Source organism: Micromonospora humi (genome assembly GCF_900090105.1).
Lineage (GTDB): Bacteria > Actinomycetota > Actinomycetes > Mycobacteriales > Micromonosporaceae > Micromonospora > Micromonospora humi.
This window is the reverse complement of the sequence record NZ_FMDM01000007.1, coordinates 315,101-333,085: the sequence shown is the minus strand read 5'-3', so window position 1 is coordinate 333,085 and position 17,985 is coordinate 315,101. Positions and strand designations below refer to the sequence as shown.

Annotated in this window: 18 protein-coding genes; 1 reads left to right on the top strand and 17 read right to left on the bottom strand. The window is 73.9% G+C overall.

Going from position 1 to position 17,985, the window contains the following annotated elements; translation table 11 throughout:
• Window positions 1–7: 7 nt before the first annotated feature.
• From rimM to proS, 5 genes are all read right to left on the bottom strand, one after another.
• Window positions 8–547, bottom strand: coding sequence for a ribosome maturation factor RimM (gene rimM, locus GA0070213_RS16505; protein WP_091064189.1), 540 nt, complete (start codon window positions 545–547; stop codon window positions 8–10).
• Window positions 547–780 (bottom strand): RNA-binding protein, encoded by a 234-nt coding sequence (locus GA0070213_RS16500; RefSeq protein WP_013732101.1) that lies wholly within the window; start codon window positions 778–780, stop codon window positions 547–549. Before GA0070213_RS16500 ends, rimM begins: the two co-directional genes overlap by 1 nt.
• Window position 781: 1 nt before the next feature.
• Entirely contained in the window at window positions 782–1,273 is a 492-nt protein-coding gene (rpsP, locus tag GA0070213_RS16495) for a 30S ribosomal protein S16 (RefSeq protein ID WP_091064187.1), read from the bottom strand.
• 242 nt (window positions 1,274–1,515) lie between these two features.
• Window positions 1,516–2,163 carry a ribonuclease FAU-1 family protein gene (locus tag GA0070213_RS16490; RefSeq protein ID WP_091064477.1) on the bottom strand — a complete coding sequence of 216 codons (648 nt, stop codon included), beginning with the start codon at window positions 2,161–2,163 and terminating at the stop codon, window positions 1,516–1,518.
• Window positions 2,164–2,238: 75 nt separating this feature from the next.
• On the bottom strand, window positions 2,239–3,645 hold the full coding sequence (proS, locus tag GA0070213_RS16485) for a proline--tRNA ligase (RefSeq protein WP_091064178.1): 1,407 nt from the start codon (window positions 3,643–3,645) through the stop codon (window positions 2,239–2,241).
• Window positions 3,646–3,737: 92 nt separating this feature from the next.
• Between proS and GA0070213_RS16480 the strand changes: the two genes are divergently transcribed.
• A complete protein-coding gene (locus GA0070213_RS16480; RefSeq protein ID WP_091064172.1) occupies window positions 3,738–4,313 on the top strand; it encodes a TetR/AcrR family transcriptional regulator in 576 nt (191 codons plus the stop codon).
• A gap of 110 nt (window positions 4,314–4,423) precedes the next feature.
• Here the strand turns inward: GA0070213_RS16480 and GA0070213_RS16475 are convergent, their stop codons facing one another.
• From GA0070213_RS16475 to ftsY, 12 genes are all read right to left on the bottom strand, one after another.
• Window positions 4,424–5,503: an amidohydrolase family protein gene (locus tag GA0070213_RS16475; protein ID WP_091064168.1), complete on the bottom strand. Its 1,080-nt coding sequence runs from the start codon at window positions 5,501–5,503 to the stop codon at window positions 4,424–4,426.
• 18 nt (window positions 5,504–5,521) lie between these two features.
• Window positions 5,522–6,103, bottom strand: coding sequence for a Uma2 family endonuclease (locus GA0070213_RS16470; protein ID WP_091064165.1), 582 nt, complete (start codon window positions 6,101–6,103; stop codon window positions 5,522–5,524).
• A gap of 69 nt (window positions 6,104–6,172) precedes the next feature.
• Complete coding sequence (gene ffh / locus GA0070213_RS16465) at window positions 6,173–7,726, bottom strand: signal recognition particle protein (protein ID WP_091064162.1); 1,554 nt, start codon at window positions 7,724–7,726, stop codon at window positions 6,173–6,175.
• A gap of 109 nt (window positions 7,727–7,835) precedes the next feature.
• Window positions 7,836–8,492 carry a response regulator transcription factor gene (locus GA0070213_RS16460; protein ID WP_091064159.1) on the bottom strand — a complete coding sequence of 219 codons (657 nt, stop codon included), beginning with the start codon at window positions 8,490–8,492 and terminating at the stop codon, window positions 7,836–7,838.
• Window positions 8,489–9,616, bottom strand: coding sequence for a sensor histidine kinase (locus GA0070213_RS16455; protein WP_245716417.1), 1,128 nt, complete (start codon window positions 9,614–9,616; stop codon window positions 8,489–8,491). The genes GA0070213_RS16460 and GA0070213_RS16455 overlap by 4 nt, the downstream gene beginning before the upstream one ends.
• A gap of 21 nt (window positions 9,617–9,637) precedes the next feature.
• Complete coding sequence (locus GA0070213_RS16450; protein ID WP_091064156.1) at window positions 9,638–10,459, bottom strand: ABC transporter permease; 822 nt, start codon at window positions 10,457–10,459, stop codon at window positions 9,638–9,640.
• On the bottom strand, window positions 10,449–11,351 hold the full coding sequence (locus GA0070213_RS16445) for an ABC transporter ATP-binding protein (protein WP_091064152.1): 903 nt from the start codon (window positions 11,349–11,351) through the stop codon (window positions 10,449–10,451). The genes GA0070213_RS16450 and GA0070213_RS16445 overlap by 11 nt, the downstream gene beginning before the upstream one ends.
• A gap of 136 nt (window positions 11,352–11,487) precedes the next feature.
• On the bottom strand, window positions 11,488–13,851 hold the full coding sequence (locus tag GA0070213_RS16440) for a [protein-PII] uridylyltransferase (RefSeq protein ID WP_091064148.1): 2,364 nt from the start codon (window positions 13,849–13,851) through the stop codon (window positions 11,488–11,490).
• A 17-nt stretch (window positions 13,852–13,868) separates the two neighbouring features.
• Window positions 13,869–14,207: a P-II family nitrogen regulator gene (locus GA0070213_RS16435; protein ID WP_174537509.1), complete on the bottom strand. Its 339-nt coding sequence runs from the start codon at window positions 14,205–14,207 to the stop codon at window positions 13,869–13,871.
• 25 nt (window positions 14,208–14,232) lie between these two features.
• Complete coding sequence (locus tag GA0070213_RS16430; RefSeq protein ID WP_091064147.1) at window positions 14,233–15,639, bottom strand: ammonium transporter; 1,407 nt, start codon at window positions 15,637–15,639, stop codon at window positions 14,233–14,235.
• Between the two features lie 165 nt (window positions 15,640–15,804).
• Window positions 15,805–16,668 (bottom strand): aminoglycoside phosphotransferase family protein, encoded by an 864-nt coding sequence (locus tag GA0070213_RS16425; RefSeq protein WP_175441361.1) that lies wholly within the window; start codon window positions 16,666–16,668, stop codon window positions 15,805–15,807.
• A gap of 8 nt (window positions 16,669–16,676) precedes the next feature.
• Entirely contained in the window at window positions 16,677–17,858 is a 1,182-nt protein-coding gene (gene ftsY / locus GA0070213_RS16420) for a signal recognition particle-docking protein FtsY (RefSeq protein ID WP_091064130.1), read from the bottom strand.
• Between the last annotated feature and the right edge of the window lie 127 nt (window positions 17,859–17,985).

Here is a 17,985-nt window from a genome sequence, read left to right as displayed (position 1 = left end):
CAGCCGGCTACAGGTCGAGCAGACCGGCGGGCGGGTCGACGACGACGCGACCGCCGGCGAGATCCACCTCGGGCACGATCGCCTTGACGAACGGGACGAGCGCGGTGCGCCCCTCGGGACGCCGCACCACCAGCAGGTCGGAGGCGGGGGCGTGGTCGATGCGGTCCACCTCGCCGATCCGCTCCCCGGCGGGGGTGACCACGGCGAGCCCGACCAACTGGTGGTCGTGGAACTCCTCCGGGTCCTCCGGCGCGTCGACGTCGGCGCTGTCCACGCCGACCAGCGTGTTGCGCAACGCCTCGGCGACGTCGCGACCCCGCACGCCCTCGAACGCGACAAGCAGCCGGCCCTGGTGCCAACGCGCCGACTCCACGGTCAGCGTCGGCGGCACCCGCCAGGCGCCGGGTTCGGCCGGGACCACCCCCGGCTCGGTGACCAGCACCGAACCGGGGGCGAACCGTGCTTCGGGCTCATCGGTGCGCACCTCCACGGTGACCTCACCGCGGATGCCGTGCGGCTTGCCGATCCGGCCGACGACGAGAAGCATCAGTACGAGTCGACGATGTCGACGCGCACTCCACGTCCGCCGATGGAGCCGATCACCTGGCGCAGCGCCTTGGCGGTCCGGCCGGACCGCCCGATCACCGTGCCGAGGTCCTCCGGGTGCACGCGGACCTCGAGCCGCTTGCCCCGGCGGGAATCGACCATCCGCACCCGGACGTCGTCCGGGTGGTCGACGATTCCCTTGACCAGGTGCTCCAGGGCGGGACGCAGTGCCATGTCAGGCCTGCTCACCGGACTCGGCGCCGGTCTGCGCCTCGGCCTTGGGCTCCTCGGCCTTGGGCTCCTCCGCCTTCGGCGCCTCGGCCTCCGCCTTCGGGGCCTCCGCCTTGGCGGCCTTCTTGGCCGGCTTCGCGGGGGTGTCCGCCACGCCGGCCGCGGCCTTCGCCTCGGCCTCGTACGCCGCCTTGCGGTCGGCCCGCTCCGGGGCGACCTTCAGCGGCGGCGGGGCGGGCAGGCCCTTGAACTTCTGCCAGTCACCGGTCAGCTCGAGCAGGCGCTGCACGGCCTCGCTCGGCTGCGCGCCGACCGACAGCCAGTACTGGACCCGCTCCGACTTGACCTCGATCACCGAAGGGTCTTCCTTCGGCTGGTACACACCGACGAACTCGATCGCGCGACCGTCACGCTTGGTGCGCGAGTCGGCGATGACGATGCGGTACTGCGGGTTGCGGATCTTGCCCATCCGCAGGAGCCGGATCTTTACGGCCACAGTTGTTTCGCTCCTGTTGCGATCTCACCGGCCCGTTGCGGGCGGTGTGGCGGGTGAGCGCCGACCGGCACAGTGGGGTTTGGGCCGGAGACTGCTCGGTGAACTGGCGACGCGCCCGGGTTAGAGGGCGCCGGACGCGCGCCGGATACCAGCGGTCCATTCTGCCAGATCCCGACCGGAACGCTCGCACCGGACCCGCACCGCGCGCCCCGGACGGCCGGGAAGGTGACGAACGACACCGCTCAGCGCGCCGACGGCCGGTCCCACCCGGGCGGCAGTTTGTCCGGTACATCCCACTCGTCCGGCGGGGTGAAGTCACACCAGGTCCCGTCGAAGGGGAACGCGCCCGCCTCGGCGATCCGGATCACCCGCTCCCCCTCGGCGCGTACCGCCTTGTCGTCGGTCACCCAGTAGTGCTCCGGGAAGGCGAGCCGCTCGACGAACTCGTCCTCGTCCTTCCACTCCCAGCTCAGGTCCGGGTGGACCACCACGTCGAGATCCTGGTCCACGATGTCGACCCCGGCCACCGCGCCGTCGTCCCACCGGACGCCGGGCTCCTCCAGGTTGACGTACCAGTTCTGGAACCGGCCCTCCTCGTTCCGGAACCACCACACCGAGTGGGCGGCCCCGACGGGCAGGAACTTCAACACCGGCGGCCCGTTCCAGGTGCCGAGCGCGACCGTGTACGACGGGCTGACCCACTCGGCGAACGACACCGCCCGCATGCCGAGCCCGGCCGCGTTCACCTCATGCCCCGCCGGCGCGCCCCGGGCCACCCAGAGCAGCAGCCCGCGCTCGTCGTCGGAGACGACGCGAGCCGACCGGACCCACCCGATCCGCCCGTGCCGCACGTTGCGGTGCAGGACCAGCCGGCCGGGTTCGAAGCGCACGCTCACCATCCCTGGCTCGTTAACAGGGGCCCCCGCCTCTACCGAATGCGTTAAGCGGGGGCCCTTCCTTACACCTCAGTAGGCGCGGGCCAGGATGGCCACGAGGTCGGGCTCGTCCTCGGTGTCCGGCACCGAGCCGTCGGCGCGCAGCAGGCAGCGGACCGTCACGCCCTGCGCGTTCGCCTCGGCCTCACCGGGCACGCCGACCGCCGACCAGGGCACCATCGCCCAGCCGGTGGCGGTCGCCTCGATCGCCTCGGCCAGCGTCGACACCTCGACGGTGCGGGACCGACGGAACTCCAGCGCCTGGTCGTGCAGCGCCCGCTGGTCGGCGTCCAGCGCGGCCAGCACCGCGCCGACCACGTCGGCCACCGGCGTGGGTGCCTTCGAGCCGTCCGTACGCCGGACCACCACCGCGTTGCCGGTGGCCAGGTCGCGCGGGCCGACCTCGACGCGGACCGGGTAGCCGCGCAGCTCGGCGTCGACCGCGCGGCGGCCGAACGCGGTGTCGGTCCGGTCGTCCAGCGCCACCCGGACACCGGCGTCGCGCAGCGCGTCGCGGAGCTTGGCCGCGGCCTCGCTCACGCCCTCGCCGTCCTTGACGACCATCACGTACGCCTGGACCGGCGCCAGCTTCGGCGGCACCCGCAGCCCGTTGTCGTCGCCGTGGCACATGATCAGACCGCCGAGCATCCGGGTCGAGGTGCCCCAGGAGGTGGTCCACGCGTGCTCCCGGCCGCCCTCGGCGGAGGAGTAGCTGATGTCGAACGCCTTGGCGAAGTTCTGGCCCAGCTCGTGGCTGGTGCCCATCTGCAGCGCCTTGCCGTCGCCCATCATGCCCTCGCACGTGTAGGTGGCGGTGGCGCCGGCGAAGCGCTCCCGGGCGGTCTTCAGGCCGACCACCACCGGGATGCCCAGCACGTTGACCATCAGGTCCTCGTACGCCTCGTGCAGGATCCGCCGGGCGTAGGCCCGGGCGTCGTCCCGGGTGGCGTGCGCGGTGTGCCCCTCCTGCCAGAGGAACTCGCTGGTACGCAGGAAGATCCGCGGGCGCAGCTCCCAGCGGACCACGTTCGCCCACTGGTTGAGCAGCAGCGGCAGGTCCCGGTAGGAGTCGATCCACTTGGCCATGAACTCGCCGATCACCGTCTCGCTGGTGGGGCGCACCACCACCGGCTCGGCGAGCTGCTTGCCGCCGCCGTGGGTGACCACGGCCAGCTCCGGCGAGAAGCCCTCGACGTGCTCGGCCTCGCGCTTGAGGTAGCTCTCCGGGATGAACAGCGGGAAGTACGCGTTCTCCGCCCCGGCCGCCTTGATCCGGGCGTCCATCTCGGCCTGCATCCGCTCCCAGATGGCGTAGCCGGCCGGTCGGATGACCATGGTGCCCCGAACCGGGCCGTTGTCGGCCAGCTTCGCCTTGGCGATCAGGTCCTGGTACCAGCGGGGAAAGTCCTCCGCACGGGGAGTGAGCACGCGTGCCATGACCGCACATCCTATGCGCCGCGTGGACCGCCGCTGCGCCGGGGAGCCGGCCCGCGCCGTGTCGCCCCGGTCGGCCGTAGACTTCGACGGCGATGGGTGAGGCACGGGACGCGATCGTCGAGGCCGCCCGGGCGCAGACCGTGGCCGGCGGCTGGGACGGCGTCCGGATGGGTGCGGTGGCCGAGGCCGCCGGGGTGAGCCGGCAGACGCTCTACAACGAGTTCGGCACCAAGGCGGGCCTGGCCGAGGCGCTCGCCCGGCACGAGGTGGACCGGTTCGTCGGCGAGGTCCGCGCCGCGCTGGCCGAGCACGGCGCCGACGTCCACGCCGCCGCGTCCGCGGCGATCCGCCGCACGCTCGCCTCGGCCGCCGACAATCCGCTGGTCAAGGCGATCCTGACCAGCGCCCGGGGCGGCTCGGACGAGCTGCTGCCCTACCTGACCACCCGCGCCGACCTGGTCCTCGCCGAGTCGACAGCCGCGCTGCTGGAGTGGGCGGGGCGCCACCTGCCCGACGCCGACCCGGCGGCGCTGGCCTTCGCGGCGGACAGCATCGTCCGCCTGGTGGTGAGCCACATCGTGCTGCCCGGCGCCCCGGTGGACGAGACCGCCGGCAAGCTGGCCGACCTGGCCGTGCACCTCTTCCTCGCCGCCGCCGCGCCGCGCTGAGGCACCGCGCGGGCGCCCGGCCGCCCCGCACACCGCACCGCGCCGCACGGGCCCACCCGGGGCGGCACCGAGCGACCAGGGCCGCGCCGAGTCACGCCGGACGCCCCGGGTCAGCGGACCACCCGGCCGCGCAGCACGATCCGGCTGGGCGTCCGCACCACCCGCAGGTCCCGGCGCGGGTCGTCGGGATAGACCACCAGGTCGGCGAGGCCCCCCTCGACCAGGCCGGGGAAGCCGAGCCACTCACGGGCCCGCCAGGAGGCGGCGGCGAGCACGTCCTCGGCGGCCATCCCGGCCTGCTCGTGCAGCAGCAGCATCTCCTCGGCCGCGAGCCCGTGGTCGATGCCGCCGCCGGCGTCGGTGCCCACGTAGATCGGCACGCCCGCCTCGTGGGCCGCCCGGACCACCTCGGGGAAGCGGTCGCGCAGGGCCAGCATGTGGTCGGCGTACCCGGGGAACTTCGCCCGGGCCTGCTCCGCGATGTGGCCGAAGGTCCGGATGTTGATCATGGTGGGGACCAGCGCGGTGCCCCGCCGGGCCATCAGGTCGATCAGGTCGAGGCTCAGCCCGGTGCCGTGCTCCACCGAGTCCACCCCGGCCCGCACCATGATCTCCACGGCCGACTCGGAGAACGTGTGCACCGCGGCGCGTACCCCGGCGGCGTGCGCGGCGGCGACCGCCGCGGTCATGGTGTCGGGGTCCCAGGCCGGTGCCAGGTCGCCCACGCCCCGGTCGATCCAGTCGCCGACCAGCTTGACCCAGCCGTTGCCGGCCGCGGCCTGCGCGGCCACCGTCGCGGCCACCTCCGCCGCGCCGACCTCCACGCCGATGTCGCGCAAATAGCGCTTGGGCGGCGCGACGTGCCGGCCCGCGCGGGCCAGTCGCGGCAGGTCCGGCTCGTCCTCCAACTCGGGGTACGGGTAGGGCGAGCCGGCGTCGCGGATCGCCAGCACGCCGGCGTCCCGGTCGATCCGGGCCAGCTCGCGGGCCTGGTCGAGCGAGGTGATCGGGGCGCCACCCCGGGCGATGCCGATGTGGCAGTGCGCGTCGGTCAGGCCGGGCAGCACGAAACCGCCGTCGGCCACCGTCTCGGCGCCCGGCACCGGTTCGAAGGTGACCCGGTCGCCGACCAGCCAGGCGTCCCGGACCTCGTCGTCGGGGAGGAACACACCGCGCACATGCAGAGCCATGTGCACAGTCCTACCCGATCACCCGTCCTCGCCGGCCAGCAGGTCGTTGCGACGCGCGGTCAGCGCCGGCAGGTCGACCGAGACCTTCCACGGCCGCTCCGTGACGAACAGATCCTCGGTGTGGGTCACCTGCTCGTACTCGCGGGTGCCGCCGCCCAGCGTGTATTCGGTGAGCGCGATCCGCTCGTGCTGCGGGTCCACCACCCAGTAGGAGGCGACGCCGGCGCGGGCGTAGACCCTCGCCTTGTCGTAGAGGTCGCGGAAGTGTGACGTCGGCGACACGACCTCGACGGCGAGCAGCGCGTCCTCGACCGGGACCGGCGACCGGCCGGCGTGCTTGCGCCGGATCACCACCACGTCCGGGCGCGGCTCGTTGCGACGGTCGACCCGCATGGACAGGTCGATGCTCACCAGGAACTCCGGCGGGCAGTTGACCTCGAGCGCGAGCAGCAGGCGGACACACAGGTCCTGGTGCAGGGCAGTGGGGGACGGCACGATCAACCTTCCGTTGATCAGTTCGTACGGAAGGTCCTTGGGCAGGTCGCCCAGGTCGTCGACCGTCCACTCGTGCCGCTCCGGCAGGATCGGGGCCGCGGTCATTGACATCTCCTTCCAGGGGGCGACATCACCCTAGGAGAGGATGACGTCGCCCACCGTCACCGACACGCGTCAGCGCGGGCCCTTGTCGCCGCCCTTGCCGAGCTTGTTGAAGTCGATCTTCGGCAGCTTGAAGCCGGGCGGCAGGCCCTGGCCGCCGGCCAGGTCGCCCGGGTCCAGGCCCGGCGGGAGCTGCGGCATGCCGCCGGGGAATCCGCCCGCCGCGCCGGCTCCGGTGCGCGGCCGACCGCCACCCTTGGTGCCCTTGCGCTTGTTCTTCGGCGACTTGGTCGCCTTGCGCCGGCCGCCACCGGGCAGGCCCATCATGCCGCCCATCTGCTTCATCATCTTCTGCGCGTCGGCGAAGCGGTTGAGCAGCTGGTTGACGTCCATCACGGTGACCCCGGAGCCGCTGGCGATGCGGGCCCGGCGGGAGCCGTTGATGATCTTCGGGGTGGTGCGCTCGGCCGGGGTCATCGAGCGGATGATCGCGGTGACCCGGTCGAAGTGCTTGTCGTCCAGCTCGGCGATCTGGTCCTTCATCTGCCCCATGCCGGGCATCATGGCCAGCACGTTGGCGATCGGACCCATCCGCCGGACCGCGATGAGCTGATCGAGGAAGTCCTCCAGCGTGAAGGTCTCCCCGCCCATCAGCTTGGCGGTCATCTTCTCCTTCTGATCGGCGTCGAAGGCCGCCTCGGCCTGCTCGATCAGGGTGAGGACGTCGCCCATGCCGAGGATCCGGCTGGCCATCCGGTCGGGGTGGAAGACGTCGAAGTCCTCCAGCTTCTCGCCGGTGGAGGCGAACAGGATCGGCTGGCCGGTGACCTCGCGGACGGAGAGCGCGGCGCCGCCGCGGGCGTCGCCGTCGAGCTTGGAGAGGACCACGCCGGTGATGCCGACGCCGTCACGGAACGCCTCGGCGGTGCGGACCGCGTCCTGGCCGACCATCGCGTCGATGACGAAGATGACCTCGTCGGGCTGGACCGCGTCGCGGATGTTCGCGGCCTGTTGCATCATCTCGGCGTCGATGCCGAGACGGCCGGCGGTGTCCACGATGACGATGTCGCGGGCGGCCCGCTTGGCGTGCTCGATCGAGTCGCGGGCGACCTGCACCGGGTCGCCGACGCCGTTGCCGGGCGCCGGGGCGTACACCTCGACGCCGGCCCGGCCACCGAGCACCTGGAGCTGCCCGACGGCGTTGGGGCGCTGGAGGTCGGCGGCGACCAGCAGCGGCTGGTGGCCCTGGCCCTTGAGCCAGCGGGCCAGCTTGCCGGCGAGCGTGGTCTTGCCGGAGCCCTGGAGGCCGGCCAGCATGATCACCGTCGGCGGGTTCTTGGCGAACTGGAGCCGCCGGCCCTCGCCACCGAGAACGTTGATCAGCTCGTCGTTGACGATCTTGATGATCTGCTGGGCCGGGTTGAGCGCCTCGGAGACCTCGGAGCCGCGGGCCCGCTCCTTGACGTTCGCGATGAAGCCCTTGACCACCGGCAGGGCGACGTCGGCCTCCAGCAGCGCCATCCGGATCTCGCGCGCGGTGGCGTCGATGTCGGCGTCGGTGAGCCGACCCTTGCCGCGGAGCTTGGTGAAGATCCCGGACAGGCGGTCACTCAAGGTGTCAAACACGCGAACATCCCGTTTGTCGTTATCGGCGGGCACAGCGGCCGGGCCGGCTGTCCAGCCCACCGTTAGGGTAGCCCGCCGCCCGTACCCCCGCTCCGACCCGGCCGGAGCATCAGGAGACGACCAGCCCCGACTGGTAGGCGAAGACCACCAGCTGCGCCCGGTCCCGGGCGCCGAGCTTGACCATGGCCCGGCTGACATGGGTACGCGCGGTCGCCGGGCTGACCACCAACCGCTCGGCGATCTCGGCGTTGCTCAACCCCTCCCCGACCAGGCCCACCACCTCCCGTTCCCGGTCGGTCAGCGCGTCCAGCCGGGGATGCGGGCGCGGCACCCGGGCCGGCCGGGTGGCGAACTCCCGGACCACCCGGCGGGTCACCGACGGGGACAGCAACGCCTCCCCCTCCGCGACCAGTCGGATCGCCCGCAGCAGCTCCACCGGCCGGGTGTCCTTGGTGAGGAAGCCGCTGGCGCCGTGCCGCAGCGCGTCGAAGACGTACTCGTCCAGCTCGAACGTGGTCAGCACCACCACCCGGGTGCCGGCCAGCGCCGGGTCGCCGACGATCCGGCGGGTCGCCTCGATGCCGTCCACACCGGGCATCCGCACGTCCATCAGCACCACGTCCGGGCGTTCCCGGCGGGCCACCGCCACCGCCGCGAGCCCGTCCGCGGCCTCCCCGACGACGGTCAGGTCGTCCTCGCTCTCCACCAGCGCCCGCAGCCCGATCCGGACCAGGTCCTGGTCGTCGGCGAGCAGCACCCGGATCATGTGGCCTCCCCCGTGGGCAGCGTGGCGTGCACCCGGAAACCGCCGGACACGGCCGGGCCGGCGTCGAACGTACCGCCGAGCGCGGTGACCCGTTCGCGCATGCCGGCCAGGCCGGAGCCGGCGGTCCGGTCCGCCGGGGCGGGCCGGCCCCGGCCGGTGTCGGTGACCTCGACGGTGACCTCGCCCGGCGCGTACCCGACGCGGACCGCGGCGGTGGCCGGGCCGGCGTGGCGCAGCACGTTCGTCAGCGCCTCCTGCGCCACCCGGTAGGCGGCCAGGTCCACCGCCACCGGCAGCGGACGCGGTTCCCCGGTGGTCTCGACGGTGACCGGCACCCCGGCGCCGGCCAGCCGTTCGCGCAGGTGCCCGAGCTGCGCCAGCCCCGGCACCGGCGCGCGCCCGTCGGTCGTCTCCTCGCGGCGCACCACGGTGAGCGTGACCCGCAACTCGTCCAGCGCCTCCTTGCTGGTGCGGCTGATCGCGGTGAGCGCCGCCTCGGCCTGCTCGGGCCGGCGGGCCAGCAGGTGCAGCGCGACCTCGGCTTGGAGGTGGATCGCGGCGAGCCCGTGGCCCACCACGTCGTGCACCTCCCGGGCCACCCGCAGCCGCTCCGCGTCGGCCAGCCGGCGCGCCTCGTCGCTCCGGCTCCGGGCGGCGGCCTCCCGGCTCAGCCGCACGGTGACCCCGACCGCGAACGGCACCACCACCCAGGCGGCCACCGGCATGAGACCGACCGCGCCGGGCGGTCGCACGCCGGCGAAGACGTACAGCGCCAGCGCCGCCAGCGCGACCGCGCCGGCCACCGCCGCGGTCCGGACCGGCAGGTGCGCGGCCACCGTGTAGACCGCGACGAAGAACGACAGCAGGATCGGACCGTACGGCTGGCCGAGCATCAGGTACCCGGTGGTCGCCGCGACCACCACCGCCAGGGTGGGCAGCGGCCAGCGCCGGCGTACCGCCAACGCGAGCGCCGCCACCACCACCGGCGGGTAGGCGACCGGCCCGGCGTGCACGCCCTGGTTCAGCCCGGCCGGCGCGGTGCCGGCCAGCCCGATCGCCAGCAGCGCCGTGGCGAACAGCCCGTCGAGGAGCCACCGCCGCCGGTCACCGGGCCCGCGGTCCACGTCCACTCCCCGTCCCCCGACTCAGCCGATGTCCCGCCGGCGCAGCAACGCCGCGCCGACCACCGCGAAACCGACCAGGTACGCGGAGACCACCACCGCCGCCTGCCCCCCGCCGACGGTGGCCGCCACGCCGGGGGTGTCCCCGGGCGCGCCCAGCGCCGCCGCCAGCGCCCCGGCGTTCGGGCCCGGCAGTCCCCGCTGGGCGGTCGCCACCCAGTCGACGAGCGGTGCGGCGATCGCGGCGAGCAGGTTCTGCACCGCGAGCATCCACACCAGACCCAGGCCGACCGGCAGCGCCACCGCGCGCAACGCGACCGCGAGCACGGCACCGAGCATCGCCCACATCGTCGCGATGAGCCACCCCGCGCCCACGCCGACCACCAGGTCACCGGCCGACGGCCAGCGCACCGGCTGCCCCTCGGCGGACGCGATGAGCGCGGCGGCCACCGCGCCGACCGCGAACACGGCGAGCACCACGGCCAGCGCGGCGAGCGCGAGGGCGAGCAGCTTGCCGGCGTACACCTCGAGCCGGGTCGGCCCCTGGGTGAGCACGGTCTTCCAGGTGCCCCAGCCGTACTCGCCGCCCACCGTGAGCACCCCGAGGATCAGCAGGATCGCGCCGAGGAAGACCGGCAGGCCGCCGAGCGAGTTGCCGACCAGGTGGTCGGGGAACATCGCGGGCAGCGCCCGGTCGGTGTTCGGGCCGTCCGCGCCACCGGCCGCACCGGCGTACGGGAAGAGATAGGTGAAGATCAGCGACAGCGCCAGCGTGATGGCGAGCAGCAGCCAGGCGGCCGGCCTGCGGACCAGCTTGACCAGTTCGGCGCGGAGACTACGCGACATCGGCCGTACCCCTCTCCACCAGGTCGAAGAAGATCTGCTCCAGGTCCCGCTCCCGGGGCCGCAGCTCGCGCACGGCGAGCCCGGCGCCGACCAGCTCGGCGTTCAGCCAGGCCGCCCGCTCCGGCGCGATCGTCAGCTCCAACCCGCCGTCGACGACCCGTACCCGGTCCGCGCCGACGAGTTCCCGGGCCCGTGCCACCGCCTGCTCCGGCGGGTCGGCGAGCACCCGCAACCCGGCCGCGCCGCGCAGCTCGTCGACGCTGCCCTCGGCCACCAGCTCGCCGCGGGCGATCACGCCGACCCGGTCGCAGACCTGCTCCACCTCGCCGAGCAGGTGGCTGGAGACCAGCACTGTCGACCCGGCCGCGCCGAGCCGCCGGATCAGGGTCCGCATGTCCGCCATGCCGGCCGGGTCGAGGCCGTTCGTCGGCTCGTCCAGGATCAGCAGGCGCGGGTCCTTCAGCAGCGCGGCGGCCACCCCGAGCCGCTGCTTCATGCCCAACGAGTAGCCGGCGTACCGGTCGCCCGCCCGGTCGGCGAGGTCGACCAGGTCGAGCACCGCCGCGACCCGGTCCGCGCCGACCCCGGCGTAGCGGGCCAGCACCCGCAGGTTGTCCCGGCCGGACAGGTACGGGTAGAACGCCGGCCCCTCGATGAGCGCGCCGACGCCGGTGAGCCGCCCGGCGCCGGGCGTGCGGCCGAGCAGCCGCACCGTGCCGGCGCTGGGCCGGATCAGGCCGAGCAGCATGCGCAGCGTGGTGGTCTTGCCGGCGCCGTTGGGGCCGAGGAAGCCGTACACCTCGCCGGCCCGCACGGTCAGGTCGAGATTCCGCACGGCGGTGAGACCGCCGTACCGTTTGGTGAGCCCTTCGGTCCGCACTGGCAGGTTCATGCCGATGAGCCTCCCGCCGCCGGCCGCCCCGCGCGTCGGCCCGGCGACGGCTCCCCGCGTACGTCGGCGGGCGTAGCCCGGGGGGTGTTAAGCGGGGGCCCCGCCTCTACCGGAAACGTTAAGCGGGGGCCCCGCCTTACACGGCGGCGAGGACGGCGGCCTCGACGCGGGCGCGGTGCTCGTCCGAGGGCGCGCCGCCGACCAGGTAGAACGCGTCGACCACGTCGCCGCCGAGGGTGGAGATCCGGGCGGCGCGCACCTGGGCACCGGCCTCGTCCAGCGCGCAGGTGACCCGGTAGAGCAGGCCGGCCGCGTCGGCGGCCCGCAGTTCCAGCAGCACCGCGTCGGTGGCCGCCTCCCGGTGCCAGACCACCCGAGGGGCCGCCCCCTGGCTCCGCGCCGCCAGCGCCCGGCCGCGCAGGCGCTGGATGACCGAGACGTCGCCGGCGACCGCCCGACGCAGGTCGGCGCCGAGCGCGATCGGGTCGGGGGCCAGCCCGTAGCGCGGCTGCACCCGGCACTCGACCAGGGCCCGGCCGTCGACAGTGGCGGCGTCCGCGGAGATCACCTCCAGCCGGTGCAGGGCCAGGCAGCCGGCCACCGTGGCGAGCAGCCCCCGTCGGTCGGCGGCGGCCACTGCCACCCGGTCCTCCCCCAGGTGTACGACCGGAAGCGGCCCGGCGACCAGCGCCGGGTCGGGGGCCGGCGGGGCGGGCACCACGCCGGTGTCCAGCGTGGTGCGTACCCGGGCGACCAGTTCGGCGACCAGCCGGCCCTTCCAGCCGGACCAGGCGGCCGGGCCGGTGGCGGCGGCGTCGGCCTGGACGAGGGCGTGCAGCAGTTCCAGGGTGCCGGTGTCGCCGACCCGTTCGGCGACACCGGCGACCGTCTTCGGGTCGGACAGGTCGCGCCGGGTGGCCACGTCGGGCAGCAGCAGGTGCAGCCGGACCAGCGTGCCGATCAGCGTCGCCTCGGCCGGGGGCAGCCCGATCCGGGCGGCGACCGCCTCGGCCAGCGGCGCGCCGACGGTGGAGTGGTCGCCGGCGAGTCCCTTGCCGATGTCGTGCAGGAACGCGCCGAGCAGCAGCAGGTCCGGTCGTTCCACCTCGCGGGTGTGCCGACTCGCCTCGTACGCGGTCTGCACCAGGTGCCGGTCGAGGGTGAACCGGTGCACCGGGTTGTGCTGGGGCAGGCTGCGCAGCCGGGTCCACTCGGGCAGCCAGCCGTCGATCAGCCCGTACCGGTCGCAGGTCTCCCAGGCCGGCACCAGGCCCGGCCCGGCGCCGAGCAGCGTGATCAGCGCGGCGCGGGCGGCCGGTGGCCACGGCGCGGGCAGCGGCGGGCAGTAGGCGGCCAGCCACTCGCAGGTGGCCCGGGCGATGGGCAGCCGGGTGGTGGCCGCCGCCGCCGCGATCCGCAGCGACAGGCTCGGGTCGGGGCGGGCCCCGATCGCGGTCCGGGCGAGCACCAGTTCGCCGTCCTGCTCGACGACGTCGCGAGCGACCGGCCGGCGCACCGGCCGGCCGGGGGCGGCGCGGTGCCGGCCGGACCGGAGCCGGTCGGCGGCCCGCCAGGCGTCGTCCAGGGCGTGGCTGACCGTCCGCGCGTCGCCGGCCACCAGCCGCAGCAGCATGTCCCCCTCGGCGACCGGCGGCGGGGCGTCGTCGTCCCGGACGGGCGCGCCGCCGTCGGCCGCGGCGCCGTCGGACGCGGCCCCGACGGGCGCGCCGAGCTGGGGCTGTCGCAGCCCGAGCAGGGCGGCCACGCCGTCGCGTTCCTGGGCGAGCAGCCGGTCGACCCGGCGGCCGACCTGCTGGTGCAGGGCGTCGCGGGTGTCCAGCAGGCGCCGGTGCGCGGCGTGCACGGCCGGGCGGAGCGCGTCGGTGACGCCGGCGGTGGCGATGGCGCGCAGGATGCCGACGTCCCGCAGGCCGCCGGCGGCCTCCTTGAGGTCGCCCTCCAGCAGGAAGGCCAGCTCGCCGTGGGCCTCCCAGCGGGCCGCGGTGATCTCGCGCAGGCCGGGCAGCTGGCGGATGGCGGTGCGCCGCCAGTGGTCGGTGGCGGTGCGGGCGAGCTGCCCGGTCAGGGCCGGGTCGCCGGCCACGTGTCGGGCGTCGAGCAGGCCGAGCGCGACCTTGACGTCGTCCTGGGCCACCGAGAGCGCCTCGGCGACGGTCCGCACCGAGTGGTCGAGCCGCAGCCCGGCGTCCCAGATCGGATACCAGAGCGATGCGGCCAGTTCGTCGATGCCGGCCACACCGGCGTGCAGCAGCACCAGGTCGAGGTCGCCGTAGGGGGCGCACTGGCGGCGGCCGAGTCCGCCCACCGCGACCAGCGCGACCCCGGGCCGCCCCGGGAAGATCCGGCGCAGCCAGGCGTCGAGCGCGTCGGCCCGGGCGGACCGGGCCGGTTCGCCGATCCCACCGGGTACGCCGACGACCTCGTTGACCACGGGCACACCGGACCCGGTGGGGCCGGTGGCCGTGGTCAACGAGGTCACGTCCGCGGGTTCCGTCGTCAGAGGGCGTCGAGCCCGCGCTCGCCGGTACGCACCCGGACGACCTCCTCGACGCCGGTCACCCAGACCTTGCCGTCGCCGATCTTGCCGGTCCGGGCGGCGCCGACGATGGCGTCCACGATCTTGTCGACGTCGATCTCGTCGGTGAGCACCTCGACCCGGATCTTGGGCAGGAACTCGACCGTGTACTCGGCACCCCGGTAGACCTCGGTGTGCCCCTTCTGCCGGCCGTAGCCCTGCACCTCGCTGACGGTCAGCCCGGCCACGCCGAGCGCGTGCAGGGCCTCCTTCACCGCGTCCAACTGGTACGGCTTGATGACCGCGGTCACCAGCTTCATGTCCAACCCCTCCATCCCTGGAACGTTAACCGGCGACCTTCTCGCTGACCGGCGCGGACTCGTCCGCCTCGTCGGCGGGCTCCGGGTTCGGCCTGGTGCCGCCGATCCCGGCCATGGCGAACGCACCGCCGCTGCTGCCCGTGGTGGGCGACAGGTCGTACGCGCTCTCCGCGTGCTCGGCGACGTCGATGCCGTCGACCTCGGCCTCGGCCGACACCCGGAAGCCGATCGTCTTCTGGATCGCGAAGGCGAGCAGCCAGGCGACGCCGCCCGACCAGACGGTGACGATCAGACCGGCCAGCGCCTGCCGGCCGAGCTGGGTCACGCCGCCGCCGTAGAACAGGCCGTCGGACGCGCCGACCACGTCACCGATCGCGCTGTTGACGGAGTTGGTGGCGAACAGGCCGAGCCACAGCGACCCGATCCAGCCGCCGACGAAGTGCACGCCGACCACGTCGAGCGAGTCGTCGTAGCCGAGCTTGTACTTCAGGCTGATGGCGAGCGCGCAGACCGCGCCGGCCACACCGCCGAGCAGGACCGCCGCCCAGGGGGCGATGAAACCGCAGGCCGGGGTGATGGCGACCAGGCCGGCCACCGCGCCGGAGGACGCGCCGACCATGGTCGGGCGGCCGTCCTTGATCCGCTCGACCAGCAGCCAGCCGAGCACCGCCGCGGCGGTGGCGAGCTGGGTGTTGAGGAACGCCAGGCCGGCCACCGAGTCGACGGTCAGCTCGGAGCCGGCGTTGAAGCCGAACCAGCCGAACCAGAGCAGGCCGGCGCCGAGCGCGACCAGCGGGATGTTGTGCGGCTTCATGCCCTCGCGCGGCCAGCCGACCCGCTTGCCGAGCACCAGCGCCACGCCGAGCGCCGCCGCACCGGCGTTGATGTGCACCGCGGTGCCGCCGGCGAAGTCCAGCGCGTGCAGCTTGGCGCCGATGACGCCGCCGCCCCACACCCAGTGCGCGACCGGGAAGTAGACCAGGGTGGCCCAGCCGAACGCGAAGAGCAACCAGCCGGAGAACTTGGCCCGGTCGGAGATGGCGCCGCTGATCAGCGCGACGGTGATCACCGCGAAGACCATCTGGAACGCCATGAACACGTAGAGCGGGATGCCGATGCCGCTGGGGTTCTCCGCCGTGGCGCCCCAGAGGTCGGTCTCGGCGAGGAACGTCTTGGTGCCGAGGTAGGCGCCCGGGTCGCCCCAGAGCCCGTTGACGTCGCTGCCGAACGCGACGCTGAATCCGTAGAACCACCACAGAACAGAGATGAGCCCGATGGCCGAGAAGCTCATCATCATCATGTTGAGCACGCCCTTGGACCTGTTGAGGCCGCCGTAGAACAGCGCCAGGCCGGGGGTCATGAGCAGCACGAGAGCGGTCGAAACCAGCAGCCAAACGGTGTTGCCGCCGTCGATCGTCGGTGCTTCAGGCACGCTGGCCTCCTAAAGGTGAAGTTCCCTCCTTCGCGGCTTCCGGGGCAGCGTCGCCCGTACGCCGGTTGCGCGGAAGCTTGGTCGGCCGCTGTTTCCTGTACCGACACCGCTCGATTTCCGACACGTGACGGGTTGTTTCCGGCGTGTGAAGAACGCCGATCTTGCTCAGCGCAGCGCGTACTCCAGGTGGTGCCGCTCGTAGTCGAGCAGGCGCAGGTCCCGCATCGGCCGGCGGAGGTGGCCCTTGTGCACGATCCGGACGAACGCCGGCTCGCCGGCGGCGGCCATCCGCCGGATGCCCTCGACGTGGTCGACGATGCGCTTGCGGATGGTGCGGATGAGCCGGTGCCGGTCCCGCGGGATCAGCCCGTACGCGTCGGCGAAGAGCCGCAGCCGGCGCGGCCGGTCGGGGCGCTTCCAGCCGAGCGTGACCGAGTCCCGGTCGGAGAAGATCGGCACCCAGGTCCAAGCCGCGTACGCCACGTCGTAGATGCGGGCGCCCGGCGAGGCGAGGTCGAAGTCGATCAACCCGAGCGTGCCGTCGGGCCGCCAGATCACGTTGTGCGGGGCGGCGTCGTGGTGGCAGATGACCTCGGTGTCCGGCGGGGGCGGGCCGAACGAGCGCCAGACCGCGCCGGGCGGCGGGGTGAAGCCGTACTGGGCGTCGTGGAACATCCGCAGCATGGTGGCCACGGTGACCAGCGCCTCGTCGGTGACCCAGTGCGGGGCGAGCGGGTACTCCCCGCACTCCCCCTCCAGGTACGACAACACCTCCCGGTTGCGCTCGTCCATGCCGAGCGCGCGCGGGGCGCCGGTGAAGCCGACGTATTCCAGGTGGCGCAGCAAGGCGTGGACCGAGGGCGTCCACGGCCCGGCGTTGCGCCGGACCGTGTCGCCCACGCGGACCACGGTGCTCACGTTCCCGCCGTGCAGCGGGATCTCCTGCGAAGTCACGTACGGTCTCCCGAGGCGTGGCGACGGGTGGCTGGGGTCGCGCCACCCCGCGTAGGCGCGATCGTCAGTCGTCACGGGAGAGGCTACGCGTCCCGGCCGAGCGGCTCGGTGCCGAGCAGCGCGTCGACGAACTGCGCCGGGTCGAACGGGGCCAGGTCGTCCTTGCCCTCGCCGAGGCCGACCAGCTTGACCGGGATGCCGAGCTTGCGCTGCACGGCGATCACGATGCCCCCCTTGGCCGTCCCGTCGAGCTTGGTCAGCACCACCCCGGTGACGTTGACCGCCTCGGTGAAGACCCGCGCCTGCTCCAGGCCGTTCTGGCCGGTGGTGGCGTCCAGCACCAGCAGCGTCTCGTCGATCGGGCCGTGCTTCTCCACCACCCGCTTGACCTTGCCCAGCTCGTCCATCAGGCCGACCTTGTTCTGCAGCCGGCCGGCGGTGTCGATCAGCACGGTGTCGACGCCGACCTCGATGCCGCGCTTGACCGCGTCGAACGCGACGCTAGCCGGGTCGGCGGCCTCCGGCCCGCGGACCGTCTCCGCACCCACCCGGCCGCCCCAGGTCTCCAGCTGGTCGGCGGCGGCGGCCCGGAACGTGTCGGCCGCGCCGAGCAGCACGGTGCGGCCGTCCGCCACCAGCACCCGGGCGATCTTGCCGCAGGTGGTGGTCTTGCCGGCGCCGTTGACGCCGACCACCAGCAGCACCGCCGGGACGCCGTCGGTCGACGTGGTCCGCAGCGACCGGTCCAGGCTCGGGTCGAGCGCGTTGACCAGCTCGGTGGCGAGCAGCGTGCGCAGCTCGTCGCCGGTGCGGGTGCCGAGCACCCGGGTCCGCTCGCGCAGCCGGTCGACGATCTCGCGGGTGGAGTCGATGCCGACGTCGGCGGTGATCAGGCTGTCCTCGATCTCCTCCCAGGTGTCCTCGTCGAGGCGGTCCCGGCTGAGCAGGCCGAGCAGGCCCTTGCCGAACGCGTTCTGGGAGCGGGACAGCCGGGAGCGCAGCCGGACCAGCCGGCCGGCGGTGGGCTCGGGCACCTCGATCGGCGGCGCGCCGACCGGCGGCGCCTCGACCACCACGCCGGTGCTCAGCTCCGCCTCGGGGGCCTCCACCGGCGGGCCGGCCAGGTCCTCCTCGGTGCGGGTGTCGACCTCCGTGGTCGGCAGCGGCGGCTCCGGGCGCCGGCGCAGCCGGGGCACCACGAGGCTCAGGCCACCGATGATCAGCACGCCGAGCAGGGCGAGAGCGACGAGGAGGTATTCCTTCATGCCCGAAATCCTGTCAGATGCCGGCGACGGCGTCCCACTCACGGCCTCGGCACGCGAACAACCTGCGGGTACGCTCGCTGCTGGAAGGCGTACCGCAACCGCCGGCCGGGTAGGAAGACCCAATCGA